The organism is Pirellula sp. SH-Sr6A, from assembly GCF_001610875.1.
Lineage (GTDB): Bacteria > Planctomycetota > Planctomycetia > Pirellulales > Pirellulaceae > JBKCUI01.
In genome coordinates this window covers 1,873,149-1,898,127 of sequence record NZ_CP011272.1, presented here as the reverse complement: position 1 = coordinate 1,898,127, position 24,979 = coordinate 1,873,149, and the positions used below count along the sequence as shown (strand labels likewise).

General features: G+C 54.7%; 20 protein-coding genes. 6 read left to right on the top strand and 14 right to left on the bottom strand.

Translation table 11 applies throughout. The features are described 5' to 3' along the window. Position 1 precedes the first annotated feature (1 nt). Positions 2-1,087, bottom strand: a complete 1,086-nt coding sequence (locus VN12_RS07540; protein WP_146676249.1) for a hypothetical protein — start codon at positions 1,085-1,087, stop codon at positions 2-4. Then, positions 1,078-2,238, bottom strand: coding sequence for a Gfo/Idh/MocA family protein (locus tag VN12_RS07535; protein ID WP_146676248.1), 1,161 nt, complete (start codon positions 2,236-2,238; stop codon positions 1,078-1,080). Before VN12_RS07535 ends, VN12_RS07540 begins: the two co-directional genes overlap by 10 nt. Before the next feature lie 154 nt (positions 2,239-2,392). On the opposite strand from VN12_RS07535, the gene VN12_RS07530 reads away from it, so the two are divergent. Further along, positions 2,393-3,598, top strand: coding sequence for a 2,3-bisphosphoglycerate-independent phosphoglycerate mutase (locus VN12_RS07530; protein ID WP_146676247.1), 1,206 nt, complete (start codon positions 2,393-2,395; stop codon positions 3,596-3,598). Here the strand turns inward: VN12_RS07530 and VN12_RS07525 are convergent. The 3 genes from VN12_RS07525 to VN12_RS07515 are packed head-to-tail and all read right to left on the bottom strand — an operon-like array spanning position 3,546 to position 5,630. Continuing rightward, the gene (locus tag VN12_RS07525) at positions 3,546-4,535 is read right to left on the bottom strand and encodes an HTTM domain-containing protein (protein WP_146676246.1); all 990 of its coding nucleotides are present in this window, start codon (positions 4,533-4,535) and stop codon (positions 3,546-3,548) included. The genes VN12_RS07530 and VN12_RS07525 overlap by 53 nt on opposite strands. Next, on the bottom strand, positions 4,532-5,293 hold the full coding sequence (locus tag VN12_RS07520; RefSeq protein ID WP_146676245.1) for a hypothetical protein: 762 nt from the start codon (positions 5,291-5,293) through the stop codon (positions 4,532-4,534). The genes VN12_RS07525 and VN12_RS07520 overlap by 4 nt, the downstream gene beginning before the upstream one ends. A 22-nt stretch (positions 5,294-5,315) precedes the next feature. Further along, complete coding sequence (locus VN12_RS07515; protein WP_168164275.1) at positions 5,316-5,630, bottom strand: DUF3253 domain-containing protein; 315 nt, start codon at positions 5,628-5,630, stop codon at positions 5,316-5,318. Positions 5,631-6,141: 511 nt separating this feature from the next. Here VN12_RS07515 and VN12_RS07510 point away from each other — a divergent pair. Together VN12_RS07510 and VN12_RS07505 are read left to right on the top strand one after the other, a co-directional pair. Then, positions 6,142-6,612 carry a hypothetical protein gene (locus VN12_RS07510; RefSeq protein ID WP_205855217.1) on the top strand — a complete coding sequence of 157 codons (471 nt, stop codon included), beginning with the start codon at positions 6,142-6,144 and terminating at the stop codon, positions 6,610-6,612. A 6-nt stretch (positions 6,613-6,618) separates the two neighbouring features. After that, positions 6,619-7,770, top strand: coding sequence for a M24 family metallopeptidase (locus tag VN12_RS07505; protein ID WP_146676242.1), 1,152 nt, complete (start codon positions 6,619-6,621; stop codon positions 7,768-7,770). Positions 7,771-7,892: 122 nt separating this feature from the next. On the opposite strand, the gene VN12_RS07500 is transcribed toward VN12_RS07505, so the two are convergent. The 5 genes from VN12_RS07500 to VN12_RS07480 all read right to left on the bottom strand — a co-directional run bounded on the left by VN12_RS07500 (position 7,893) and on the right by VN12_RS07480 (position 13,970). After that, entirely contained in the window at positions 7,893-8,501 is a 609-nt protein-coding gene (locus VN12_RS07500) for a hypothetical protein (RefSeq protein WP_146676241.1), read from the bottom strand. Positions 8,502-8,667: 166 nt separating this feature from the next. Further along, the gene (locus VN12_RS07495; RefSeq protein WP_146676240.1) at positions 8,668-8,937 is read right to left on the bottom strand and encodes a hypothetical protein; all 270 of its coding nucleotides are present in this window, start codon (positions 8,935-8,937) and stop codon (positions 8,668-8,670) included. 387 nt (positions 8,938-9,324) lie between these two features. Beyond that, the gene (gene csrA / locus VN12_RS07490; protein ID WP_146676239.1) at positions 9,325-9,549 is read right to left on the bottom strand and encodes a carbon storage regulator CsrA; all 225 of its coding nucleotides are present in this window, start codon (positions 9,547-9,549) and stop codon (positions 9,325-9,327) included. Between the two features lie 223 nt (positions 9,550-9,772). Continuing rightward, complete coding sequence (locus VN12_RS07485) at positions 9,773-10,507, bottom strand: glucosamine-6-phosphate deaminase (RefSeq protein ID WP_146676238.1); 735 nt, start codon at positions 10,505-10,507, stop codon at positions 9,773-9,775. A gap of 85 nt (positions 10,508-10,592) precedes the next feature. Beyond that, entirely contained in the window at positions 10,593-13,970 is a 3,378-nt protein-coding gene (locus VN12_RS07480; protein WP_146676237.1) for a DUF2126 domain-containing protein, read from the bottom strand. 563 nt (positions 13,971-14,533) lie between these two features. Here VN12_RS07480 and VN12_RS07470 point away from each other — a divergent pair. Both VN12_RS07470 and VN12_RS07465 read left to right on the top strand, forming a co-directional pair. Beyond that, positions 14,534-15,745: an endonuclease/exonuclease/phosphatase family protein gene (locus VN12_RS07470; protein ID WP_240491351.1), complete on the top strand. Its 1,212-nt coding sequence runs from the start codon at positions 14,534-14,536 to the stop codon at positions 15,743-15,745. Positions 15,746-15,756: 11 nt separating this feature from the next. After that, positions 15,757-16,497, top strand: a complete 741-nt coding sequence (locus tag VN12_RS07465) for an isoprenyl transferase (RefSeq protein ID WP_146676235.1) — start codon at positions 15,757-15,759, stop codon at positions 16,495-16,497. A gap of 84 nt (positions 16,498-16,581) precedes the next feature. Here the strand turns inward: VN12_RS07465 and VN12_RS07460 are convergent, their stop codons facing one another. Continuing rightward, complete coding sequence (locus VN12_RS07460) at positions 16,582-19,857, bottom strand: plastocyanin/azurin family copper-binding protein (RefSeq protein WP_146676234.1); 3,276 nt, start codon at positions 19,855-19,857, stop codon at positions 16,582-16,584. Positions 19,858-19,946: 89 nt separating this feature from the next. On the opposite strand from VN12_RS07460, the gene VN12_RS07455 reads away from it, so the two are divergent. Beyond that, positions 19,947-20,909, top strand: a complete 963-nt coding sequence (locus VN12_RS07455) for a hypothetical protein (RefSeq protein WP_146676233.1) — start codon at positions 19,947-19,949, stop codon at positions 20,907-20,909. Positions 20,910-20,955: 46 nt separating this feature from the next. Here the strand turns inward: VN12_RS07455 and VN12_RS07450 are convergent, their stop codons facing one another. The 3 genes from VN12_RS07450 to VN12_RS07440 all read right to left on the bottom strand — a co-directional run bounded on the left by VN12_RS07450 (position 20,956) and on the right by VN12_RS07440 (position 24,964). Next, a complete protein-coding gene (locus tag VN12_RS07450) occupies positions 20,956-21,777 on the bottom strand; it encodes an enoyl-ACP reductase (RefSeq protein WP_146676232.1) in 822 nt (273 codons plus the stop codon). Positions 21,778-21,840: 63 nt separating this feature from the next. Then, positions 21,841-23,286: an NADH-quinone oxidoreductase subunit N gene (locus tag VN12_RS07445; protein ID WP_146676231.1), complete on the bottom strand. Its 1,446-nt coding sequence runs from the start codon at positions 23,284-23,286 to the stop codon at positions 21,841-21,843. A gap of 22 nt (positions 23,287-23,308) precedes the next feature. Then, positions 23,309-24,964 (bottom strand): NuoM family protein, encoded by a 1,656-nt coding sequence (locus VN12_RS07440; protein WP_146676230.1) that lies wholly within the window; start codon positions 24,962-24,964, stop codon positions 23,309-23,311. Positions 24,965-24,979: the final 15 nt, after the last annotated feature.

Genomic DNA, 24,979 nt, shown 5'->3' with positions numbered 1-24,979 from the left:
CTCAAGCGACTGCGACTCGAGTGCGGACTAGGTGGAGGGCACGGGCGCGATCCGACTCAGGAAGTTCCAAGCTCAAAGGTCCTGCCAAACAGAGTAGAGGACGGATACGCGCCAACGAGGAGTCATCGATGACCATAAGAGCCTCCAACCAATCCTCAAGTGCCGCAAAGTCGAACTGCAATATTTCTGCGACGCACAACGCGCTCCGAACCGATGTCCCCTGAGCGTGGGGTTTTAGAAACCGAAGTAGCTCCGGGGTTTTGGGCAAACGGCTGCGGCGTAACACATCGATGCTCCGAAGCTGTCCAGATTTGGAGTAACCTGCGAATCGATCTGCGATCAGCGAAAGGACTTGATCGTTCCGGCATCGAGCTAGGGCGATGGCGGAGGCGTCGGCGATGGCCGTGTTTTCTTCGTCGAGTCCATCGGCAAACCACGTTTCATAACCCAGGAGTCGATACCGGGAGGCCAGTTCAAAACAGGCTTCCAGAACGAATGGCTTTTGGGATTCGCTTTTCAGCTGTTCAAAGCCAAGTCGCAGCGCATCGTCGGCTTGCCCGCGAAGGTAGCCGGCTTCCAAGTGAGGGTAGATACCATAGGGGAGATCTGGGGGGGCATCCCGATGAAACCAAACAGCGAGAGGTTCGATGGCCGGCTCCCGTTCCAAGAGTTCCACACGGTGCTTCATGCGCTCGATATCCACCCGGAAGAAAATCTTCGAGGCGGTTTTCAAATCTGCAATTCGGTCGAGATGTTCCTTGAAATGATTGGGGCTGGATACGGAGATGGCCTCGATCAGTTTCCCGGCCGAGCGGCAACCGCGATCGATAATCGGTTTTCCTGCGACCATGCGAGTCGCCCGTTCGATCGCTTCCGGTACGATTTCCGTTGGGATCTCAAGGTGGGTGAGAAGCGGGAATTCCGGGAAGGCGTCGGTGGTGCCAAAGCGGTCCCATGCGTGAAAAATCGCTTCGCACCAACGGGAGTTGGTGCTGAAGCTACCGCTAAGCAACTCGAGGGCGGCCGTTCGAACCGGCGACTGGTCGTGTTCCAACCACTGAACGCATTGATTATCCGTTACTGACATTTGCTTCCGACTTCTATCCAGCGTTGTTCCTGCGCACTTTGATGAATCGCTTCACAAAGGAGTATTTCGCGATGTCCGTCCTCGAAACTAGGGGTGGGGTGCATCGGTGACTCCGGGGTTTCGATCGACGCATAGAACGACCGAAACAGCTGCTTAAACGTATCGGGAAAGCCTTCATTGTGTCCACCCGGGTATTGGGCGTGCTGGGCAGCGCGATCCGATAAAAGCGACGGATCGCGAGGCAGAATGCTGTTGGGATTTGAGCGGTGTCCTACCCAAAGTTCGTTGGGGGTTTGGCTGTTCCAGGCGATCGACTTTTTGGATCCCGCCATTTCAAACCGAATACAGTTCTTGTGCCCCGCGGTGACCTGCGAGACGTGCATAGATCCTCGCGCTCCACTTTCCAATCGAAACAGGAGTGCCCCATAGTCTTCGGTGTCGATAGCGACATCGATTCCATCCCGCTTCGGTGCAGCAAGCTTGCTCGTAAACGTTTCCGTTCCACCCGCAGGTCGGGTGCGAGTAGGGAAGACAGTTTGCAAATCGGCGCAGACCGCGACGACACTCTGACCGGAGATCGATTGGATCAAGTCCAGCCAGTGGGTTCCGATATCGGCGATGGCTCGAAGAGCACCTCCCTCGCTTTGGAGGACTCGCCAATTGAAGTCGGTCGGTTGATGCAGCCAATCTTGAACATAGCTTCCAGTGACATGAAAAAGGTCACCCAGTTCCCCTCGCCGGACTTGCTCAGCAGCCTCGATGCAAAGAGGGTAGAAGCGGACGTTGTAGTTCACACCGGTTTTCAAGCCGGATTTTTGGGCATGTTCGACGAGCAGGGCACTTTCCCGCGAGTCCATCGCCAATGGCTTTTCGCAGAGAACATGTTTTCCCGCCTGGAGGGCTTCGACGGTTTGCTGAAAATGGAATCGATTCGGGCTGGTGATATGCACCACATCGACTGCGGGGTCCTCGAGCAATTCGTGATAATGGGTATACGCACGCGGAAGGCCGAAACGGGAGGCGATGGACTGGCTTTTTTCAGGGGAGGTACCCAGCACCCCTTGTACTCTCACACCTGCACGTAGAAGCCCCTCGATATGGACGGGCCCAATGAAGCCCGTGCCAACCACCGCGGCCCTGGATTGAAACATATTTGTGCCCTTATTCGGATTGGAAAACGCCTGCACCATACCCAGGAAGCGACTTCAGGGAAAGAGTCGCGGTCCGAATCCATCTTGCCATTCACTGGATATCTGTTTGAATACTGCCATCACATTTCATAGAACTTTCGAGGGATCCAAAACCATGAACATGCACGATCTGACACGTGAACTACAGCTGGGCAACGATAGCAAGATCGTGATGCTGGTCGCGGATGGATTGGGGGGGCTGCCGATGACCCCGGGTGGCAAAACGGAATTAGAAACCGCCAGCATTCCCAATCTTTCTGCATTGGCCGAGGTAGGGGTGCAGGGGGCGAGCATTCCCGTCAAACCTGGCATTGCTCCCGGCAGTGGCCCCGGACACTTGGGACTCTTCGGTTACGACCCGCTCGCGTACCAAATTGGTCGCGGTGCGTTGGAAGCGACCGGCATTGGATTCGAGTTGAAAGAAGGGGATGTCGCCATCCGTTGCAATTTCTGCACCTTGGACGCAGCAGGAAATATTTCTGACCGGAGGGCTGGTCGGATCAGCTCGGAGGAGAGCGCTCCACTCGCGATTTCCTTGCGCCAAATCAAGATCCCTGGCGTGGAAGTCTTTGTGGAGCCAGTCAAAGAGCACCGATTCGTCGTCGTTTTGCGCGGGGCAGGCTTGAGTGGTAACGTGGCGGATACCGACCCGCAGAAGACCGGTGTTCCTCCCTTGGATCCCCGTGCCAACGATGCCGCGAGTCAGAAGACGGCGGAGGTAGCCAAGGAGTTTCTCGCACAGGCACGCAAAATCCTGGCTGGGCATCCCAAAGCAAACTTTCATACGATGCGCGGTTTCGCAAGCAAACCGGCTCTGCCATCCTATCAAGAAGTTTATGGTTTGAAGGCGGCTGCTATCGCTGTTTACCCCATGTACAAGGGGCTTGCTCGGCTGGTGGGCATGGATGTTATTGGGAAAGCCCAGACCTTAGCAGAACAAATCGATACCCTTGAGAAGGCTTGGCAGGATTACGACTTCTTCTTTATTCACTTCAAATATACGGATAGCACCGGCGAAGATGGGAACTTCAGTGAGAAGGTCAAACGGATTGAAGAGCTTGATGGAATCATGCCTCGCATTCAAAAGCTGAACCCAACCGTTTTTATCGTGACCGGTGACCACAGCACTCCGAGCTATCTCAAGAGTCATTCGTGGCATCCGGTACCGACGTTGCTGGTATCGGATTGTTGCCGTCCTGATCCTCATACGACGTTTAACGAATCGACCTGCATCACCGGTGGGCTAGGGCATTTCGAGGCGCAATACCTTATGACGCTGGCCCTTTCCAACGCTGGGCGGCTTGGAAAATTCGGCGCATAGTCATCGGATTCACGAAGGCGAGATTCGCGATGATCATCATGGTTCCAAAGGTGATCATCCCAAGATAAATTGCGATGGAGCCGTGAACGCCCCAGGCGATGGCTATCGCGATGGGCCGGGTCCATCGCGGCCAGATGATCGCAAAGTAACCCACTTCCCAAAACAACGTAAGGTGGGTGAGAGCGGCCCCGAAAAACGGGTAAAAGCCGATCCAGGTCATGTCCAACGACTGGTATTCGTAGGCGGCGGCGGAGTACCACATCGCACTTCCGTCCCACCACATTTCGCCGCGCAGTTTACCAAGGCCACCAAACAAATAGATGACGCATAGGTGGATCTGGATCAATCGGGTAGCCAGCCGATTCTTCCAACTGATCGCGTAAGCGCTTTCCGTGTCACCATGCCAGCCAGTGACAAATCGGACCGCCCGGCTTCTCGCGAACGAGGGGGCTTGTTGCACGAGGAGGCGATCCAGGCTCGCCACGCGATTCGATTGTGCTAGGCAAAGGTACCCGGTCAGCATCAGGACGATTTGATCCAGGCCGAATAGGAAGCCTGTCAATCGATGTACTGTCATCAGCGTCAAGAACCAGGCGAGGATCAAAGCAGTGCGGGTGAAGAGTCCGCAAGCTGCGAGTAGGCCCGCGATAATTCCAGCCACTTCATGGAGTCGAGCCATGAGAAGGCTATCCGTGATAGCTAGATAGCTCCACTTCCAGTCCGGGATGGGGCCACGATGTAATTGGTTCCAAACATCGAGACTCACCAACGCATTGGGGCCGAAGAAGTCGTCGCTTCCTAGGAGCCAGATCGCATGCATGTAGGCGATCATCAAACCGCTCGCGACGCGAATCACAGCCAGGGTGTCGGCAGCGTAGGGTTCAAAAAAGAATCGCCTTACAGGGCGCAGCCATTCGGGTTCACGATCGCTGCTCACGGTCGAACCTCTGCATTCGGTTGACTGGTAGAGATCGCCTCTAGGTCCATCGATTCCGGCAAAATCGACAGCCAACGGCGATCGGATAGTCGAATTCCTTGCTTCAGGATGATGTCGGGAGAAGGCAGAGAGCGTTCGACGCGATCGATACGAAGAAAGGGTGAATTGTTTTTGTTCCGAAAGTGTTTTTCAATCGATTGTCGGAGTGCACCGTAAAGCTCCCGATCCTGTTCCCAGCGAGACGCAAAGGCAGCATCTGCTGAAAGCTCGCGAGAGATCGCCCTCGGCGCATAACGTGAGTAATAGAATTCCGAGAGCATAAAGTATCGGTGGTAAAGCAATCGGGGCCAGTGGGTCGATCGATCGGGCAGCATTCGTGCCAGTGCCCCGTCGCCATCGAGTCGTTCTGCTTCATCGAGTGGAGTGGATCTTCGGTCGTCTGGAAGGGGGGGGACGGGATCGTCCGATGCAACGATTCGGAGCAAGTGACCGGGACCTGGATTGGGCGCGAAGAAAAAGTAACCGTGATCCAAGAACATCCACTGTGAATACGGTCGAACGATGTTTCGAAGCGCCGTCGCGTCGGAGGCCGTTTGGATTTCACTGCGAGCGAAGAAATGAAAGGGCTCGGAAAAGACCGCCAACAGATGCCCTGCAACCAAAAGGAACAAAATGTAGCACCAGGGTTTCGGAAGGCTTTCCGTTTCCTCGAGCTTAGCGTCCGCGTGGGATCGATTGTCGCTGATTCCGATCTTCATGATCTGATGCCGGCTTTTACTTTTAGTCGTTATCTACTGCGGAGGGACGCAGCGGGAGCCGAAGTCGAATAGGGCCTTTGATGGAATCAAGTTCCCGTTCATCCACGTCGATCAGTTCCCCGTTCTGGATGACGTCGAGCTGATCGTCACGCGACATATCGGTTGCAACTTCTTTGACGAGCGATACGTACTGACGCCATCTCGGACCGAATGCACGCGCAACGTCGGTGGGACAGACACTTTCCCCTTTGTTGAGGGACCAGAGGAGGCGCAGGATCTCATTCTTTACATCCTGGCTACCTGGCTCTTCATGTTCCAACCAACGCGATTTGGCCATTTCGACGCATTCACTCCGTGTGTGTAAGGAATCGCGACTGTGCAAACTCACCACGCCACTAGGACGGGGTGTTATTCCTGCTACTATTTTTCCTTGATCATAGGCCAAATCCGGTCCGTTTGACATAGCAGTCCGGAACGCGTGGAGTACCTGGAACAAGAGAATTCCGCCCCGTCGATCATTGACGTTTTCAAGGAAAGATCTATCATGCGGTAGTGATTTCGAGCCGGCGTATAAGTCCGGTCGACTCACATCCGTTTAGGTCATGCCAAAGAGAAACGGTCGAGCACGCTTTTAAGACTTGACCTCCGACTCGGATGTAGACCCGAGCACACCGCTTCTTTAGAGGGAGCGTTGGTGTGTTTCATCCGATGATGGCTTGTTGTAGATGTGATGGAAGTATGTGATTCCTCACATTGGCGGGACCTTGATCGCACGTCTACACATGCCAACGATCGCTTGGCATTAAAACTGGTTGATTCGATGTCATTTTATGAATGGGATCTCGTAGATGATAGACGTTGAACGAGTTGTAACTCTCGATGAGTTAATGGACCGCGTGCCCGAACATTTGGTTCGGGACGCAGAGTCGCGTTCTGAAAAAACCGAAGTAAAAACTGTACCTTCAAACCGGCCGGACACCATGAGCAAAGAACCTAGTAAAGCGCAGCGTATTCGTAGTTTCCTCGAAGAAAAACCTGAAGCTCGCAATAAAGATGTTGTTACGGCGCTTGAAAAATACAGCGTGACAGCGGCGGATGTTGCCAATGTAAAGAGTCAGATGAAGCGAGCGGAATCCGCCGCCCCGACGCCGCGTCGCAAGTCGGAGGGAGTCGCTTCCACAACTGTCGCGTCGGACGAGTCCGGACCCAATTTGAACCTGAAGCATTTGGAAGCAGCTGTTGAGTTTGTGAAGCTTGTGGGATCGGTCCAAGCCGCTCAGCATCTTCTGATCATTGTGGATCGCATCAAGGGAGCGTAGGGAAGAATGCCAATCGCAAAGATGATGGCCGGGGTTCCAGTTTTGAACGCCGGGCTCTACCGTACCGCTGGGTTTTTAGTGGGTGACCCTGTGGTTTGGATTGAGTTGAGCGACGGTGAGTTATCCGAGCGCCATTTCATCTTGCGCGATATTGAGTTGGACCGCGCTAAGAAGCATTCGCGGGCGACCCATTGTTGGTCTCCCAACGATTTCGCTCCCAAGGGCGGATTGTCTGGGGATCGCGAGACAGCGACAGCGCAGTCCGCTGCGGAGTTCCTGCGCCGCCGCAAACTTGAGTCGGTAATCGTCGATCGATCGATCCCGATGATTTATGTTCACATGCTTCGCGAGGCGGGGCTTGAGGTCCAATGCGATCTCGATTGGGGGATCCTCGAGAGACGTCAAAAGACGGCGGAAGAGATTGAAAAAATCTACTTCGCGCAGCAGCAGACTGAGAAAGTCATGGAACGGGCGTGCAGCACAGTAGCTTGCGCCGAAGCGGATCGCGACGGAATCCTTTACCACGATGGTGGTCCCCTCACTTCCGAACGACTGCAATCGCTCATCGACGTATGGCTCCTCGAGTTGGGATTCTCCAATCCGACGTCCATTGTGGCCGGGGGCCCTGTCGGCGCCGATTGCCACGACCATGGTCATGGCTATCTACGAACCGCGGAACCGGTCATCGTCGACATTTTCCCTCGAGACAAAAAGACGTTGTACAACGGTGATTGCACACGGACCGTGGTGCATGGGGTGATTTCTGAAACGCTCGCCCGGATGCATTCGACGGTCGTGCGAGCCAAGGGGGCAGCGACGTCCGCAGTTCGGGCCGGGGTAACGGGTCAGCAAGTCCACGAAGCGACGATTCGCTCGATGGAGCAAGACGGTTATTCGATGGGACTGCCTCCTGCCGATGCTCCCGATTCGTATACGGCCATGACTCATGGTACGGGGCACGGTCTCGGATTAGAGGTTCACGAACCTCCGTTGCTGGCAATGGGAGGTCCAACACTGCTCGTTGGCGATGTGGTGACCATTGAGCCGGGACTCTATTGCAAAGCGATTGGTGGGATACGCGTCGAAGACATTGTCGTCGTCGAGTCGAACGGTTGCAGGAGTTTGAATCACCTTCACGAAGGGCTGGATTGGAAATAGCCCATTCCGTAGCGAACGGCTAACCGATGATGAGGCAAACCACTCTGCCACGCCGGTTCACTGTTTCGTCCCGGTTCGCCGTCGCGTCCTGGGGAGCGACGGGATTCAAAACGGTGGATCCGTTACCGTGGGTTTGAACTGAATATTCGGTCCATCACGCGTGTTCGTGGGGGACGGACGTTGGTAGCGCGGCCCAAGATTTCGCGTAGCAGCCTTTGTTCGAGGTCCGTATCGTTCTCTTGTCGAATCCAGCCTTGTGTGATCGGGGCTCCGAGCAAGCCTGGGTCGGCCCGAACGATCGATCCATCGTGTCGGGAGGTGGCGGACCCATCGGAGGAAAGGAGCGAGCGATTGACGTCCTCGATCTCTTTGATGACTTCGATCGCGATCGAGAATCCTTCATTCACGGGGGTCATTCGAATGATCGCAGTGCGCCGCATGGTTTGAAGAGTGCTTTGAAGGCGTTGATAGCCCTCGAGTGCATCCTTTCGCCATGGTTCTAAGTACGTTGCACTAATCTGTGGATAGGTCTCGATACGACCTTCGATCCATTGAACACCATCGCGAACCGGTCTGATTTCACTCCGATTGCGATCGAAATAGTCCTCGACGGTGTCGATGACTTGATTCCACAGGAATTCCGAATCCTGCGTCGGGACTTGAAGAGGATTCGAGAGAACTGTTTTTTTGCTGAGAGGAATGGAAGGGACCGAGAGGGTGGTTCGTTCCATTAGGTTGCAACCGATGCAAAGCATGCTCAGGGCACACGAGAGAGCCGTTGCAATCGTTCGTCTTGAATGAGCAAGCGGGAACGGTTGCATAGTGATGACGACCCTCGGTGGGACCAAGGTTGGGGAATCGCGAGAAATCAAATGGAGACGGAACGTGGGTGGGCGATTAGGTCGCTGGTTTCGTCGGGTCCATTTCTTTGAGGGAACGCCCGAGACGTTTGCGAGGAGAAGCATTATTTCGACGCGCTGCGACCTCCCCGTTCTCGGCGGATTGCAGATGGCCTGCGGGTGACGAGGAGAGGGACATCAAAGCGGGGTGTAGTTTATTGGAATCATCGGGAGAACCGATGGATTCCAGAGCGTCGGTGACACCCAGCAGTACCGATTGTCGAACCCCTTCGCGGATCCACTGAAACAATCCTAGATTGTTAGCCATGATTGCATTGCTCCTTGCCGTCCTGAGTAGCTTGGCCGCGTGTCGAAGTTTTGACTGTTTCCAAACAGCTGTTCAGCCGCGAGGGCAATCCCACGGTTTCGTCACGCTATGGAGGGGACTCTAGCAAGTCCGAGGGAGGGGAGCCAGATGGATTTAGGCGATGGATGTGGCAGGGATGGGCGTGGGGTGTGGAAAAGGAAGAGGCCTCGCGTAGACGAAACCGACCCAGTCGGCAGCCTACGCGAGGCCTCTCGCGTATCTACTGCAGGGCCGCAAAGATTCCGATCAAAGAAACTTTGCCGCCGGAGCAGCTATGGGAACGATGGTTTTGAAGGTGTCTGAGGCCGACGGCTTGCTGGTCCCGGCCCCAAACATCTTCGAACCGTCCTAGGAACGATCATCCTTCAAGCCGCGGAGTTCGGCTGGTTGGATGTGACTCGCTTTGCGATTTTCACGTTTGATCGCCTCATAGACTTCCTGACGGTGAACAGGAATATCGTTTGGGGCTTCGATACCAAGCCGCACTTTATCCCCACGAATGTCCACGATGGTGACGACCACGTCGTCGCCGATCATGATGCTTTCATCTCGATGTCGCGAGAGTACCAGCATTGGAGACTCCTTTTCTTCGTTGTGGTTGCATCCGGTGCAACGGGATTGGGTCAAAACAAGTGCGTTGTCGGCAACAGAGTTGAACAGGACACACGGTATCCATCCGACACGCAAAGGTATCGACCGGCGACCCTTCGACAATGATCTGTCGCCTTCACTTTCCGACGAGGGCTAGCAATGACACCTGTAACGCCCCGCGGACCAATATTTTCAGAACTTGCGGCTACTTCGAGAGTCTCGATGCGCTCGCTTTGTCCAGCACAAGCGTCAGATTTGGGTGATTGCGAAGAATGGAGGCGGGGACGTCAGGTGTAAGAGGCCCTTCGAGAGCGTTCCGAACCGCGATGGCCTTTCGTTCATCCGGAACACTGCAAACAATCGCTTTGGATGCGAGGATTGCGGAGATCGTCATGCTGAATGCGCGGGTTGGAACATCGGCGAGCGAAGCGAACCAACCTTCTCCTACCTGTTGCTGTCGACATGCCTCGTCGAGGGAAACAATATGGTACTGCTCGGTCGTCTCAAAATCCGCGGGAGGGTCATTAAACGCCAAGTGACCATTCTCACCTATGCCGATCAACGCGAGATCGATAGGGGCGGCGCGCAATGCTTGGCTCGCCCCCGCGATGACGTGCGCGGGATCTCCCAATCCATTCAGATAGTGAAAGGATCCGATCGGAACCTTGGTAACAAAGCGATCTCGCAAGTACCCGCAGAAGCTGGCAGGATGATCTGCACTGAGGCCAATGTATTCATCCAAGTGGAAACCATCCACACGGTTCCAATCGATCCCAGGTTCGCTCGTCAGGGTGGCCAAGGTTTCGAATTGGCTGGCTCCGGTGGCAACGATGACGCGGGCTCGCGGTTGCGATTTCAAAGCACCTCGAAGAATTTCTGCTGCGAGCAAGCCTGCATTCTTACCCAACTCGCTCGCGTTCTCTGCAATTCGAATGTCCAAGGTCGACTCCGCATAGGTGGATCAAGAAAGCCGTCCAATCTACCCGACTTTCCCGATCCGGCAACACGCCCCATCCATGAGCCCACTAGAAGCGTTCCCGGCGGAGGTCCAATGTTGATGGAAACTCAGGATTGGGGCGAGGCATCTTGGGGTGGATCGGTCCCGTACTCTGCCCCACTTTGATAAATCGCGCTGTCCGGCGAGCTTCGGCTTCCAACGCGTTGACTGGGAATGTGGCGTAGTTCCGTCCGCCCGGATGCCCCACATGGTAGGTACAACCTCCCAGCGATCGTCCGCCCGATACATCCCACAATTCGAACACCAACGGAGTGTGGACGGCGATGGTCGGATGCAGGCAGCTCGGGGGTTGCCATGCGCGATAACGCACTCCGCACACATACTCGCTCGGACCCCCCGTTGGCTGAACAGGTAGCTGAAGTCCATTGCATAGAAGGCGATGGCGAGCGGGATCGAGACCCAAGGCTTTGACCTCTAGTCGCTCCACGCTCGAGTCGACAAAACGGACCGTGCCTCCTCCTGCAGGCTCTTCACCCATGACATACCATGGCTCGATGGCGGTTCGCAAGTGGATGCCGACGTTGTCGTACTCGACCATCCCGATAGGTGGGAAACGGAACTCGTAGTGCGATGCAAACCACGTCTCTTCCCAGTTCCAGCCTGCGGACTGCAAAGTGTGTAGCACCGATTGAAAGTCCTTCCAAAGGTAATGCGGGAGCATGTAGCGATCATGAAGATCGTTATCCCAACGGACCAAAGGCTCGCTGTACTCCTGCCGCCAGAATGTGGCGACCAAGCACCGAACGAGCAATTGGGTGGCCAAGCTCATTTGGGCATGGGGGGGCATCTCGAATCCACGGAGCTCGACCAGTCCAAGCCGTCCGGTGGAACTGTCGGGAGAATAGAGCTTGTCGATGCAGATTTCCGCGCGATGGGTGTTGCCGGTCAAATCGATAAGCAAGTTTCGGAGAATCCGATCGACCAACCAAGGGGGACAGTCCTCACCTCGCTTAGGGATTTGCTCCAACGCGGTCTGCAACTCGTAAATCGCATCGTGTCTACCTTCGTCGGCTCGCGGCGCTTGACTCGTGGGGCCGATAAATCGATTGCTGAACAAATAGCTCAGCGAGGGATGATTGATCCAAAACGCGATGAGGGACCGAAGGACGTGGGGAGCTCGAAGAAATGGACTATCCCAAGGAGTCGGACCGCCCATCACGATGTGATTGCCACCTCCTGTGCCGGTATGCTTGCCATCCAGATCAAATTTTTCCGTCGCTAAACGGCATTGTCTCGCCTCGTCGTAGAGTTTGGTCGTGTTGTCGACCAGTTCGGTCCACGAGCTCGCGGGATGGATGTTGACCTCGATCACCCCCGGGTCAGGCGTCACTTTGATCATCTGCACGCGGTGGTCTCTCGGAGGCAAGTATCCTTCGATAACAACCGGTATCTCGAGATCGATGGCCACCTGCTCGATCGACCAGAGGAGGTCGAGATAGTCTTCGAGTGTTTCCGTTGGGGGCATGAACACATACAGTCGGCCTTCGCGAGGTTCGACGCACAAGGCGGTGCGCACGACATGCTCCGGTGCAGGGTCTTGTTCACGTTTGGCGGCTTGCTGTTCGGACCACCAATGATCTTCGTCCATTTCGACCGGTACAACCGATCCCCAGCCCATTCGGTTGGGGCGGTGTTCCAGTTCGTGCCGATCTTGTTTGACTTGTGAGACAACAGGAACGGGTGAGGGCAAAGGAGGTCGTTGTGAAAAGGGGTCGGCCGGAATCACTCCATGCATCCCCGTGGCAGGAGAAAAGGGGAGTGTGTCGAGAGGTAATCGCAGTCCGACCGAGGAGTCTCCGGGGAGCAATAAGAGTTTCTCTGGACGGACCGGCCATGGGCCACTGGCCCACTTACCTTGGCCTTGCCACCATTGCCGACGAATGGGCAAAATCACCCCTACCGGTTTGTTGAGTCCTCGCGTGAAAACGCGCGAGAGCCGGCTCCGCTCTTCCTCGTCCTCGAGTCGAGGGTCCCAGGGTTTGATGTTGATCGGGAGACGTTGTTCTCTCCAGAGATAATAGTACACGTCTTCGTAGGCGGGCATCAGCCATTTCGGATCGACGCCTAGCATCTCGGCCAAACATTCGGAGAAGAGTCTCGCTTGTTTGAAGGTGAATCCGTAGTTACGTGATTCGTCAGCGATCCATTCGGTATTTTGCCAAATGGGTTGGCCGTCTAAACGCCACATGCAGGTCAAAGCCCAGCGAGGAAGCGACTCGCCTGGGTACCATTTCCCTTCCCCGTAGTGGAGAAACGCACCTGGGGAAAATACCTCTCGAAGGCGTTTGATGAGTTGCCCTGAGAGCACTCGTTTGGTCGGTCCCACCGCATCGGAGTTCCATTCCGGGCCATCCATGTCGTCCATGGATACGAAGGTCGGTTCTCCTCCGAATGTCAAACGGACATCATCTTGTTTCAATTGCTCGTCGACACGGAGTCCCAACTGATGAATGCGTTCCCATTGATCCTGCGTGTAGGGCTTGGTCGTTCTTGGGTCTTCGACCAAACGTTGGACCGACATTTCGAAGTGGAATTTACATTCGGCCGGTTCTACCAACCCGGTCACGGGTGCGGCGGTGAAAGGGTCAGGGGTACAAGCCACCGGCAAGTGACCTTCGCCGCAAAGCAATCCGCTAGTAGGGTCGAGTCCGATCCATCCGGCGCCAGGCAGATAGACTTCTGCCCAAGCGTGCAGATCGGTGAAGTCCTTGTCTGGGCCGGACGGTCCATCCAGCGATTTGACATCGGTCGCCAATTGGATGAGGTAGCCAGACGCAAACCGCGCTGCCAGACCTAAGCGTCGGAACAAGTGAACCAATAGCCAAGCCGAATCGCGACAAGATCCCGAGCTTCGTTGCAAGGTCTCCAGCGGAGATTGCACGCCGGGCTCCAGACGAATTTCGTAACGGATATCTTCCTGCAGGCGATGATTGATTTCGGTGATCAAGTCGATTGTCCGCAACTTGGCAATCTTCCCCTTCGCCAGCCATTGATCGAGTGCCTCGAGCTCAGGCTTCGAATCGATCTGGATCAAAAAAGGGGCTAGCTCCTTAAGCAGCCACGGTTCGTAAGCGAAAGGGAACGACTCCGCGTACGCTTCTAAAAAGAAATCGAACGGATTGATGGAGGTCATATCCGCGATCAAGTCGACGGCAATGGAAAACGTTTGCGTTTTCTTCGGGAAGACGAGGCGAGCGATGTAGTTCCCTTGAGGATCCTGTTGCCAATTGCAGAAGTGATCTTGGGGCACCACCTTCATCGAGTAGCTCAGTACCGGGGTCCGGCAATGAGGGGCCGGTCGGAGGCGAACGATTTGAGGTCCTAATTGAACATCCCGATCGTACTCGTAGACAGTTTGATGATGCAGGGCAACTCGAATTCCCATATCCGTTGCAGAACAATCCAAGACCACGCAGGTCTAAATCGAGGAGACAACCAAATAGAAAAAGTCCACCGCGGACCTTACTGCCTGCACGCCAGGGAGAGATTTGGTGCAAGGCCTTCGCTCGCACGCGGTACGGCCCAGTTCGCTTGGCAAACCGCAGGACCGCGCTCGAGGTTTTTCAAATCATAACGCAACCTATTCTTGATTTCTGGTGGTCGGATGAAATAAAATGGGAGCAGTGCTGCGAAACGCGTCGCGGCTGCATGTTTCTGAACCTGCAAATCCCGGTTCTCGGCTTCGAGGATTCGCAGGTCTGGCTGCTTGTGAAAGGAGGTGACTGGTGACATCATTCTGTACTGGCCATGGGGGTGAGGCGTCCTAGTCTGCCGGCGGGCTGCTAGTGACAGGCAGCCTCCACCCCACTCGATCGACAAAGGTCGCGGTTGGAAATCCTCCCGGCCCTTGTGCATCGAGCGGTATTAGTCCTAAGCCAGGCCTCGGCGTCGTAAAACGTCGGGGCCTGGTTCTTTTTGTGGTCGATTGGAATTTGGCATAGGAACTTTATGATCCGATTCGCACGCGAGATCTTCTATTCATTCGCCTTCATGCTCCCCAGTTCCTCCCTCTTCGCGATCGACCCTCCAAAAGAAGGAAGCGTTCGTATCGCGACTTTCAATATGGCGCTGAATCGGAAAGCGCCCGGTGATTTACTAAAGGGTCTTCAGGAGGGGGACGCGCAGGCCAAGAAGATCGCAGCGATCGTGCAATGGGTCAGCCCCGATGTGTTGCTGGCCAACGAAGTCGATTACGACGGTGGGAAAACGGCCACCTTGCTACGCGAACAGTATCTCAATAGCGAATCCATCCTCACGAATCGCGACCGACCCCATCGCCCATACCCCTATCAATTTGTCGGGTCCGTAAATACGGGTGTCCCATCGGGTATGGATTTAAATGGCGACGGGGCTTCGGACGGGCCAGACGATGCCTGGGGCTATGGTGCCTTTCCAGGACAATACGGGATGGTGATCTTTAGTAGGTATCCCATCCAAACCGAAGCAGCCAGGACTTATCAGAAGTTTCTGTGGCGGGATCTTCCCGATGCGTTGCGACCCGGCGTAGGGGATCGAAAGGCCAACACCTGGAAGCCCTACCATTCGGACGATATTTGGAATCGATTGCGACTGAGCTCGAAATCCCACTGGCTTGTTCCTGTTTCCATCGGTGCGAAGCGAATACAGATCTTGGCGGCTCATCCGACGCCTCCTGTCTTCGACGGGCCGGAAGATCGAAACGGATGCCGCAATCACGATGAAATACGATTCCTGCATGACATCGCTGCCAACACGGATTATTTGATCGATGACCTCGGCCGAAGTGGAGGAGCAACTGCAGACGACCCGTTTGTGATCTTAGGGGATCTCAACGCCGATCCGAACGATGGGTCCGGAACCGCTCCCGCCATCAAGCAATTGCTCGAGTCTCCTAGGATTCAATCCGGTTTCATCCCCAGCAGTCGCGGCGGCGTCGAGGCATCGCAACTCCAGAAACGTGCGAATGTGGAACAAAAAGGGGATCCTCAGCACGACACCGGGGACTTCAATGATCGAGAACCAGGAAACCTCCGAGTCGATTTCGTTCTCCCTTCTCAAACACTGAAAATCACAGGAGGTGGGGTCTTTTGGCCAACCCTCGAGGAGATGAAATCATTGGAGGTTGACATAAAGGAGGCATCCGACCACCATCTCGTTTGGCTGGACGTTCAATTACCGTAACCCCTCCCTCGATGTCATTTTTTCGACGCAAGAAACCTTCGACGACGACCGAGTTGGTCATCCCAAAGCATGTTGCCATCATCATGGATGGAAATGGTAGATGGGCCCAGGCTCGAGGATTGCCACGCATTGAAGGGCACCGGCAGGGAGCCCAGTCGGTCCGAAGGGCTTGCGAGGTTTGCGTGGAACTCGGCGTTCAAGTACTAACGCTTTATTGTTTCTCCAGCGAGAATTGGAAACGCCCCAAAGAGGAACTGGATTTTCTCATGGGGCTGCTCAAACAGTTCTTGATCCAAGAGTCGAAGACGCTCGTGGAAAAGAATATCCGCCTTTCGGTGATCGGACGCCGCGACGGTCTTCCCGAAGATGTGCTCGACGAGATGGATCGCGCGATTGCGAAAAGCGCCCATTTGACGGGTCTGCACCTTTGTTTGGCCATCAACTACGGAAGCAGGCAAGAGATCACCGATGCAGTTCGCGCGATCGCTCAAAAGGTACATGAGGGGGCATGTACTCCCGATCAAATCGACGAGTCTACGATTTCCAAACATCTGTACACAGCGGATCTACCCGACCCCGACCTGCTCATTCGAACGAGCGGCGAGCTTCGCCTCAGTAACTACTTGCTCTGGCAAATCAGCTACTCCGAACTGTGGATTACCAAAAGGGCTTGGCCGGAGTTCTCTCGACACGACTTTTTGGATGCCATCGAAGACTATAGCAAACGACATCGACGCTTCGGGGGGCTTTGACCATTCCGCAGGATAGAATTGCAGGACAGGAGCCGATGCACTGTGGGCACTGCGGGAAGGTACGCGTGGACTGAACGGAAAACACTAGGGCGCGATAATCAGTTCTCCGTTCATCACCATCCAATGCCCAGGGAAAGTGCAAAGATACGGATATCGACCCGGCTCCATCGGGGCTTGAAAGGTTATGGTAAATTCCGACTTCGGTTCGACAATGTCGGTATAGCACAAGACATCCGGGGATTTGGGTACGTAATGGTAAAGGTACGCATCGGGATCCGAGACGACTTGATTGGCCAGCGCTCCGACTCGGTCCAGACTATTCGGACGCAGCAGTACCCAATTGTGCGGGACAACATCGGGGTTCTTGAACGTAAGTTGCAACCATTCGCCCGGTTTGGCTTGAAGCGATCGTTGAGCGAATTGAAGATTGTCGGACGCGGCGATCAAAATGGGACTTGAGTCCTTGCGTTGTTTGCCCCAGGGATTGGGAATCGATCTTTGAAGCCACTCGATGTCCCGTTCCAAGGGATGGGGCAACCACTCTTTGCTTGACATTCGCGCACCAGAGGAAACGTCCATCCGAGGCGCGTCCATCGCGTGAACGGTAGCGAACATCTCCAGGGCGTCCTCACCTCCCACCGCATAGTTCCAGTAGAGTTGGCTGCACTTCTGAAGCTCAGGGAGCTCCAAAAATATCTCCCGTCCATCGTCGCTCACGACAACTGATTCGATTCGGAGTCGATCGTGCCCGACGCTGCGCGGTTGGCTGATGGAAAGCTCTGGCGAACCGTAGCCGGGGGAATACCGGTAGTTCCACCCTTGAACAAAATGGTGCACCGGATCGCTCGCTTTCTCACGATCGATTGGCTCCGAGAATCGTATCTCTATCCCGTTTTGTCGAACGTGAAACCCAATCGGCATCTGCACGGGCCTTCCCGTGTAACGAAGACGCTCGAAACAACCTGCATCCGGGGTATAGGTTCCCCAGCCGCTCATCCCGGAAAGATAGACCGAACCATCCGCCGGGTGGACCTTGGCGCGGTGGACACCCGACCGATACTCGCCAGGCAATCGGACTGCGGCGGATTGGTCGAAACCTGATACGCGGTCGCTCAGAATCATCCATGCCGTGCCGGTTCCATAGGAGGTGTGAAGTAAGTGCTGATCCAATGGCCCCATTCTGGGACTATCCACCCAAAGTTGCCCCCCGCTGCTGTTGTCGACCCCTCGCGGGAGATAGAGCAGTGGTTTTTCAACCGTTTTGCCTGGTTGCGGGCCGCGGTAACCAAAAAAGCGGGGCGACCGAGGGAGGGCGGACGTTTTCTCGATGGCAGGGACAAGATGAATCATCGACGCAGGTGTCCAGTCCCCTTCCGAGCAAGGCACGGTCAGAGAACCGTCTGGCAATATCCCAAGCCCATCCGGATTGCGGAAACCGGTCGCGATGACGTCGGCACTCTGGCCATTGGGTGCGATGCGGACAAGCCCCTGATTGCCAGAGACCGTATAGAAGTTTCCTTCGCGATCTCGTACTAACCCACAGATGTAGTCGTGCCCGTTTGGAGAGGTGATGTACGCATGGCTGAAGCATTCGTACCGATCAAATTCGCCGTCCGCGTTTTCGTCGTGCAACCGCGTGATCTGATTGCGGCCTAGCACAAAGATCCCCTCGGAATCGATCCACATTCCTAACGGATGATGCAGACCGGATGCGACACGTGTCCATCGAACCGTGCTTGCATTGGGTAACGTATCTGCATTGGGTAACGTGGGATTCGTCGACGTGAATCCCTCCGCGCGCAAGACATCTCCGTGCATGGTGCATAACAAAGCTGAACCATCGCTTAGAAATGCATGATCGGCGATGAACAAAGGGATGCCCCATGGGTTTTCGAACGGAAGCGAGATCGTATCGACCACATAGCCCTCTCCCAACCCATTCTGAACTGTGGTCTCGACCGATTCGGGCCATCTCCTATTCGGTGGTTTAAAGTCCGAAGTGTTCGCGTGTCGCTCCTTTCGAAGCTTCCTCTGCAATTCCCCTTTGACGATTTGCATCTCATCGATGTATTCCTCACCGTCGACCAATAAGAGAAACTGAACTTGATCTCCACGATAGCGATAGCCTAAGTAGCGGACGTTCGATCGGTCCGATAGCTGGAGCACTTCGCGCAACGGCCCCGATTTGGGTGGCAACTCTCGTTCCTCGCCCTCCATTCGAGCACCGTCCATAAAGCCATGTCGCACCGACGAGAAGCGCAGAAAACCATTCTGCCAGCAACTCACAAACCCCATGGAATCGGGGTCGTAGCATACCGACCAAGCGTCGGTATGGCCCAAGCGAAAGCATACGGCTCGTGCAAGGGTGCGAGAGGGATGGAAAAATACGGTCGCTTGAAGCCGATGTTTACGAATCGACTCCCATTCATTACCTCGCCATGTTTCTTCGTTTTGATTTCCCCAGTGACCGTACGTTCCCCCATCGAGTCCGGGATAGGCTTGTAACAAGTCCAAGCCGGTGTCTAGGTTTCGAAATGCGTTCGCCTGCTTGGCATAGAAATCGTAAACGCGATCACGATTTACCAAGTGATCCGCGTATGGGTGCGCATCGCGACGAAGTGGTTCGCGGTTCCAGGTGAATGTGGAGAGGGCATGGTGTGTTGCCGACTGAATAGCACGTTGGGCCGCAAGGCGTTCTGAATCATTCAAGTCCCGTAATGCGATCACGAACCGAATCAAATCGACTCGCTTATCCTGAGGCAATGCATCGAGTAAACCATGTGGCATCAGAGACCGGGACGGACCCGATTGAACGATTTCGTCCTTGGCAAAGGAAATGATTTCGTTCTTGGCCGGATCGCGGATCAGGAGGATGGCATCCTCTTCGCTGTTCGTTCGATAGCCCGATACGACGCGGTCGTCTTCCAGCAAGTATTTGTACGGAACATACTCGGGCTCAATCGTCAAATTGGGCCACAACACGCTTTCTACCAGTTGCTCGGGAGTTCGTTTTTTCGCTACCGATAGCAACTCTGGCCCCAGTTTGCCTCCTACTTCGCCAAGGGCATGGCAGCTCGCGCAAGCCACCTTTGCACTGGCGAAGATGGCGGCACCCCGAAGCGTATCACCTTGAACATGGGCTCGCTCCATCCAATTTCGTGTGATTCGGGCTCGTTCGGCAGGCTCTGGTATCTGTTCGTCACTTTGCCAGCCCTTCGCGGTGGGCTGCAGAATCCCCTCAGCGAATGCGAAAACAATGCTTAGCCAGCAAAGACGTCGGAAAGCTAGCCAACGGATTTCATCACGGATCCATTGGGTGGACCTGAGGGGACAGCAGGATGGCTGCTCTTGTGCGTGCATTCGCTTCACTTCTATGATCCGGAGGGGAATCGGGGATCGCTGGGGATTTATTCCCCCTATTGTAAACCCAATCTGAGAGAACGAAGGCGATGAGTCCGAATCGAAAGTTAGTTCTTGCTGCTCAGTTAGTTCTTGCTACTAAACGGGGCATTCCCAGCCGATTGGGACTTCTCGCACGGATTGCATGCTTTGGAGCGATCGGGTGGTGCGAACCTGCTTTGGCTCAAACCGGTCGCGAGCCACCTAGCTTGGATGACATCCTCGATACATCCATACCTGCGTCCGAAACGCTTCGTCCTCACACCTTCCAGTTGCCAGACGAAATGGATGATGTTGCGATCCCGGTCAGCGCGGACGAGAAGCAGGAGATCAGTACTTGGGTGAAGTGGCTTGTTCTAAAAAATCTTCCGCCGAACTACGAGGACAATCGAAAGTGGAATCAGAAGAAGGAAGTGATGGACGGGCTTCACATCCATCGCGAGGGGTTCAAGATCGAGACGAAGCGCAAGTGGAAATCGGTTCGGCACGGCACGTGGACTCGCTACACGATCGAGTTTCTGGATCCAGAAAAAGAGCTCCTGGTCGATGTGTCAAAAATCGACTTCACCATTCCTGGGCGAATCGACGTCAGTTGCCGGATCGAGGCTCCGCTCAAGCTCTTCGGTCGTGTTAGCCAGTGGCAGCGAGATATTCAGTGGTACAGCCTGTCCGCCGACGGTCGGTGCCGTGTGGAGATGCTAGTGGATGTTCAGATTCTCATGCACGTCAACTCGCTTCGGTTTCCCCCGGATGTGGAGTTCTCACCCCACGTGACGCAGGCCAATGTGCGATTGAAGGAGTTCGAAGTCGACCGCATCAGCAAAATTGGTGGCGATGCGGCCGAGTTGGTAGGGAAGGGGATTCGCGAAGTCCTCGACGAAAAGCTCGAGGACTACGATCAAAAACTGGTAGAAAAAATGAATCGCGAAATCGCCAAGCAAAAGGACAAACTCCGCATTTCGCTCAGCGATTGGGTTCTGAAGAGCATCGGCAATCGGTCAAAGATGCCATAAGCCGGAACGCATTTTCGATCCGTTCCGGACTCCATGTCATTACCCACTACTTCTTGAATTCGTACAACAATCGTCCTGGGCTGCCCATGATGTTGTATCCAGCGTCGACGTGCAGGATTTCACCCGTGATGCCGGATGAATAGTTGCTGAGCAAGTAAGCTCCAGAGCGACCTACTTCTTCATGGGTCACGCAGCGTGCGAGCGGTGCGACGTAACCGTAATAATCTTGCATTTCCCCGACGCCTGCGGCGACGCCAGCCAGGGTCTTCAGAGGGCCCGCGCTGACAGCGTTGACGCGATGACCGTGAGGTCCCAGATCGTTTGCCAAGTAGCGTACGGTCGCATCGAGAGCCGCTTTGCAAATACCCATAACGTTATAACCAGGAACACATTTCTCTCCACCGAAATAGGTCATGGTCAAGACCGATGCGTCGGCATTGAAGAGTGGACGAGCGTAATTGGTAACGGAGATCAAGCTGTAGACGCTTACGTCCATCGCCAACTTGAAGCCCGCTCGGCTCGTTTCCACGGTATCGCGCGAGAGATCGTCGCGATCGGCGAATGCGATGGAGTGCAGCAAGAAATCAATCTTGCCCAGTTTCTCGCCTGCCATTTTCATGAACGACGCGACTTGCTCGTCGTCTTGAACGTCCAGTGGTTCCAGGAACGCGGTTTGGGCTGGGTAAGCGTCTACGCACTTCGAAACGCGCATGCGATTCTTTTTCTTCTCATCATCTGCTTTGTCAGGAAGGTGAGAAAATCCGCACACTCCCCCTTGATCGAGGATTTCCTTGGCCACAGCCCAAGCGATGGAGCGATCGTTTGCAACACCGAGAATAAGCCCTTTTTTGCCTTCAAATAACTTCATGTTGTGTATTCCAAAATCGCTCGGGAGGAGGTGTATTTCAATATCGAATCGTGCGGTCGAGATTTACATGACCGACGGTACGAAGAACCAGACCAATGTCAAAACGACGCAGATAGTGTAGGTGATAAACAGGCTCGGACGGAAGACGCGGAGGGGCACATGAGCGTCGCTTCTTTCGAACAGCTTGCTCAATACTCGCCAATAATACCCGGCAGCGACCACTGCATTGACGGCCATGAAAACCCCCATGCCGAGACTGACCGGATCCTCCATGCCGGCTGCCGTAGCCCCCATGAAGACAAGAAACTTTGCCCAGAAACCGGCTGTGAATGGAAGACCAATCATGCTGATCAAGCAAACCGTCATCCCGATGGATGCAGCTGGGCGACGGTAGAACATGCCTGAAAGGTCGCCAATCAATTGCGACTTGCCCCCGGCTGCTTCGATCTCCCCAAGACAAGCGAACAGTCCAATGGTCATGGCGGCATAGGCAGCCAAATACGAGAAGATGATATTGGATTGGGCGTTCTCGCGAATCAACGCAGTCATAGCAAGCATCAAATAGCCGGTGTGGGCGATGCTGGAATATGCCAACAGGCGCCTTAGGTTGCTTTGGGCCGCCGCCATCAAGTTACCGACCAACATGGTCACCGCGGACAGGAGTAACAACACCGGGACGATCGTCGCCAAATTCTCAGGACTCCATGAGGAGACCAGGACCCGAATCATCGCAACAAATCCAGCTACCTTAGGCAGATAGCTCATGATCCCCGCCATGGTAAGACTGGTACCTTCGAACACGTCTGGGGCATAAAAGTGAAACGGCACCGCAGTGATTCGAAATGCCAGTCCGCAGAGGACCAAAATGATGGCGAAGGAGATGAGTTTCCCACTCTCCGCGCCCATGATGTAATGGATCACTTGTAGGTTCGTCGAACCGCTCACTCCGTAGAGATAACTGGCACCCATCAAAAAGAACGCCGAGGAGAAAGCACTCAACATGAAGTACTTCAAGGTCGCTTCCGCACCAGCGTTATCGTTTTTGGAAATGCCCAGCAGGATATAGGTTGGGATGCTGATGAGTTCCAATCCAAGGAAGAGCGTCACGATATCGTTCGCCGCTCCCACGACCGGAATGGCCCCGAGCATGATGATCAGACAACCGTAATACTCTCCCAAAAACTGCTTGGGAGCGGTCGACCACGACAGCATGATCAATAGGAATCCGCCGAGGAGTGCCAATCGTTCGGACGAAATGGCGATGTGGTCGAACCGGAACAATCCACTTCCCAAATTGTCCGGAAGTTGGCGCATACTGCCAAGGAAACCCGCAACCACAAGAATGAGGAGGGAAAGGATCGCCATGCCGTTCCGCTGGCCATGCACATCTCGATGCGGTCCTCCCTTGAGCACCATGGATGCTCCCAATAGGAGCGAGCCACCCAAGATCATGGTGATCGCGGGTGCCATCCAAGCGAGCGATGCTTTAAACGTCGTTAGTGTATCCACGTTCTCTCTCGATCTCTTTCAACTAGTTCGACGGGCTCTGGGCTAGGGTATCCATTTGCGGGTGAGCTTTTTTGGATGCAGGTTCCGTCACCTTTACCAATCGCTTCACATCCGATTCGATCATCTTCATCGGACCTGCTGGTCTTACACCGATATAGAGGCAAAGCAGTGCCATGCAGACCAAGGTTGCCAACTCGCTGGCATTGCAATCGGTTGTTACGTCCTCCGCATTCTTAGAGCGGCCCGCGCCGTCGCTGCCGAAAAGAAGCCGTTGGACAATGCGGAGACCATACCAAGCCCCCAAGACGGTTCCGAGTACTGCGACCGCTGTGATCGCCGCGCTCACACGCGTCATTCCCATCATCGCCAGCAACTCGCCGACAAACCCGTTAAGGCCTGGCAGTCCCGCTCCCGCAAGAGTGAAGAAGACAAGCAGAACAGCGATGCGAGGGTACAACGCCGCCATTCCCAAATCTTCCATGCGGAAATTCAAACCGCTGCGACGTTGTTCGAGCAATCCAAGGATCAAAAACATGGAGCAGGTAATCACACCATGGTTGAACATTTGGATCGCTGCACCCGAAATGCCATCCATGTTGAGGCTCATCAAACCAACCGTAATAAAGCCCATGTGGCTGATCGAACTGTACGCGAACACTTTGCGGAGGTCGGTTTGGGACAAGGCAACTAACGCCCCGTAGACGATCGCGACCGCTCCCAGCGTCCCGAAAAGCATCTGCGCTTCAAAGGCCAACCCCATCGGTGTCAGCGGCAGGACGACGCGAACGATCCCAAAGACTCCCAGCTTTGCCACCACCGAAGCGATGACAGCGGTAGTATTCGGATGGGAAACGGCGTAGGTGGAAGGCAACCATGTGTGTAAAGGTAATACCGCGAGCTTGATGCCGAACCCGAGGAGCAAAAGCCAAACAATCCAGCTTTGTCTTCCAACATAGTCGTTGAGCAAAACGGGCCCTACTTCGAGTGCATTTTCTTGCTGCTGCAACGCAAACGCCGAAAGCGATTGAAAATCAACACCGGAAGGCATCCCTTGACCGTTGGCCTGCAATGCGAGACCGATGAATCCGATCACCATCGGCACGCTTCCTGCCAGCGTGAACAACAAGAATTTACGAGATGCTTTCAATGCCAGTTTCGGATCGCCCCAGCCGTTGATCAACATCATCAAGGGAAGGAGTACCGCTTCGAAAAAGATGTAGAAAGTCACAAGGTCCATGGCGAGGAAGACTCCGAGCAGGAGCGATTCCGTTACCAACAGAAGTGCGAGGTATTGATGCACACGATGCTTGATCTGACCCAATGCGAAAACGCTTGCCGCGGCAAAGACAAGCCCGGTCAGAAAGACCATCAATGCGCCGATCCCATCTGCCCCGAAGCCAAGCTTCCAATGGACTTGCTCACCCGAAATCGAGATTGGCAAATCGATCTTCATCCAATCGGGTGAATACGAAATCGCAGGGATCACGGGAGCAGACGCAGTCCGCTCTGACTCGAGTCCTTCAAAAGTTTGGTAGACGATCAAGATACTCAGCAACAGCGTGATGCCCGTCGCTACGACTCCAACAGGAGCCATTCCCTTGCCTCTCGAGCCCGCCACGAAAATGGCAATGCCCGCGGCGAGTGGGAACAGGATGGTGAATGGAATGAGATAGTTCATATCTGTTCGAATCGC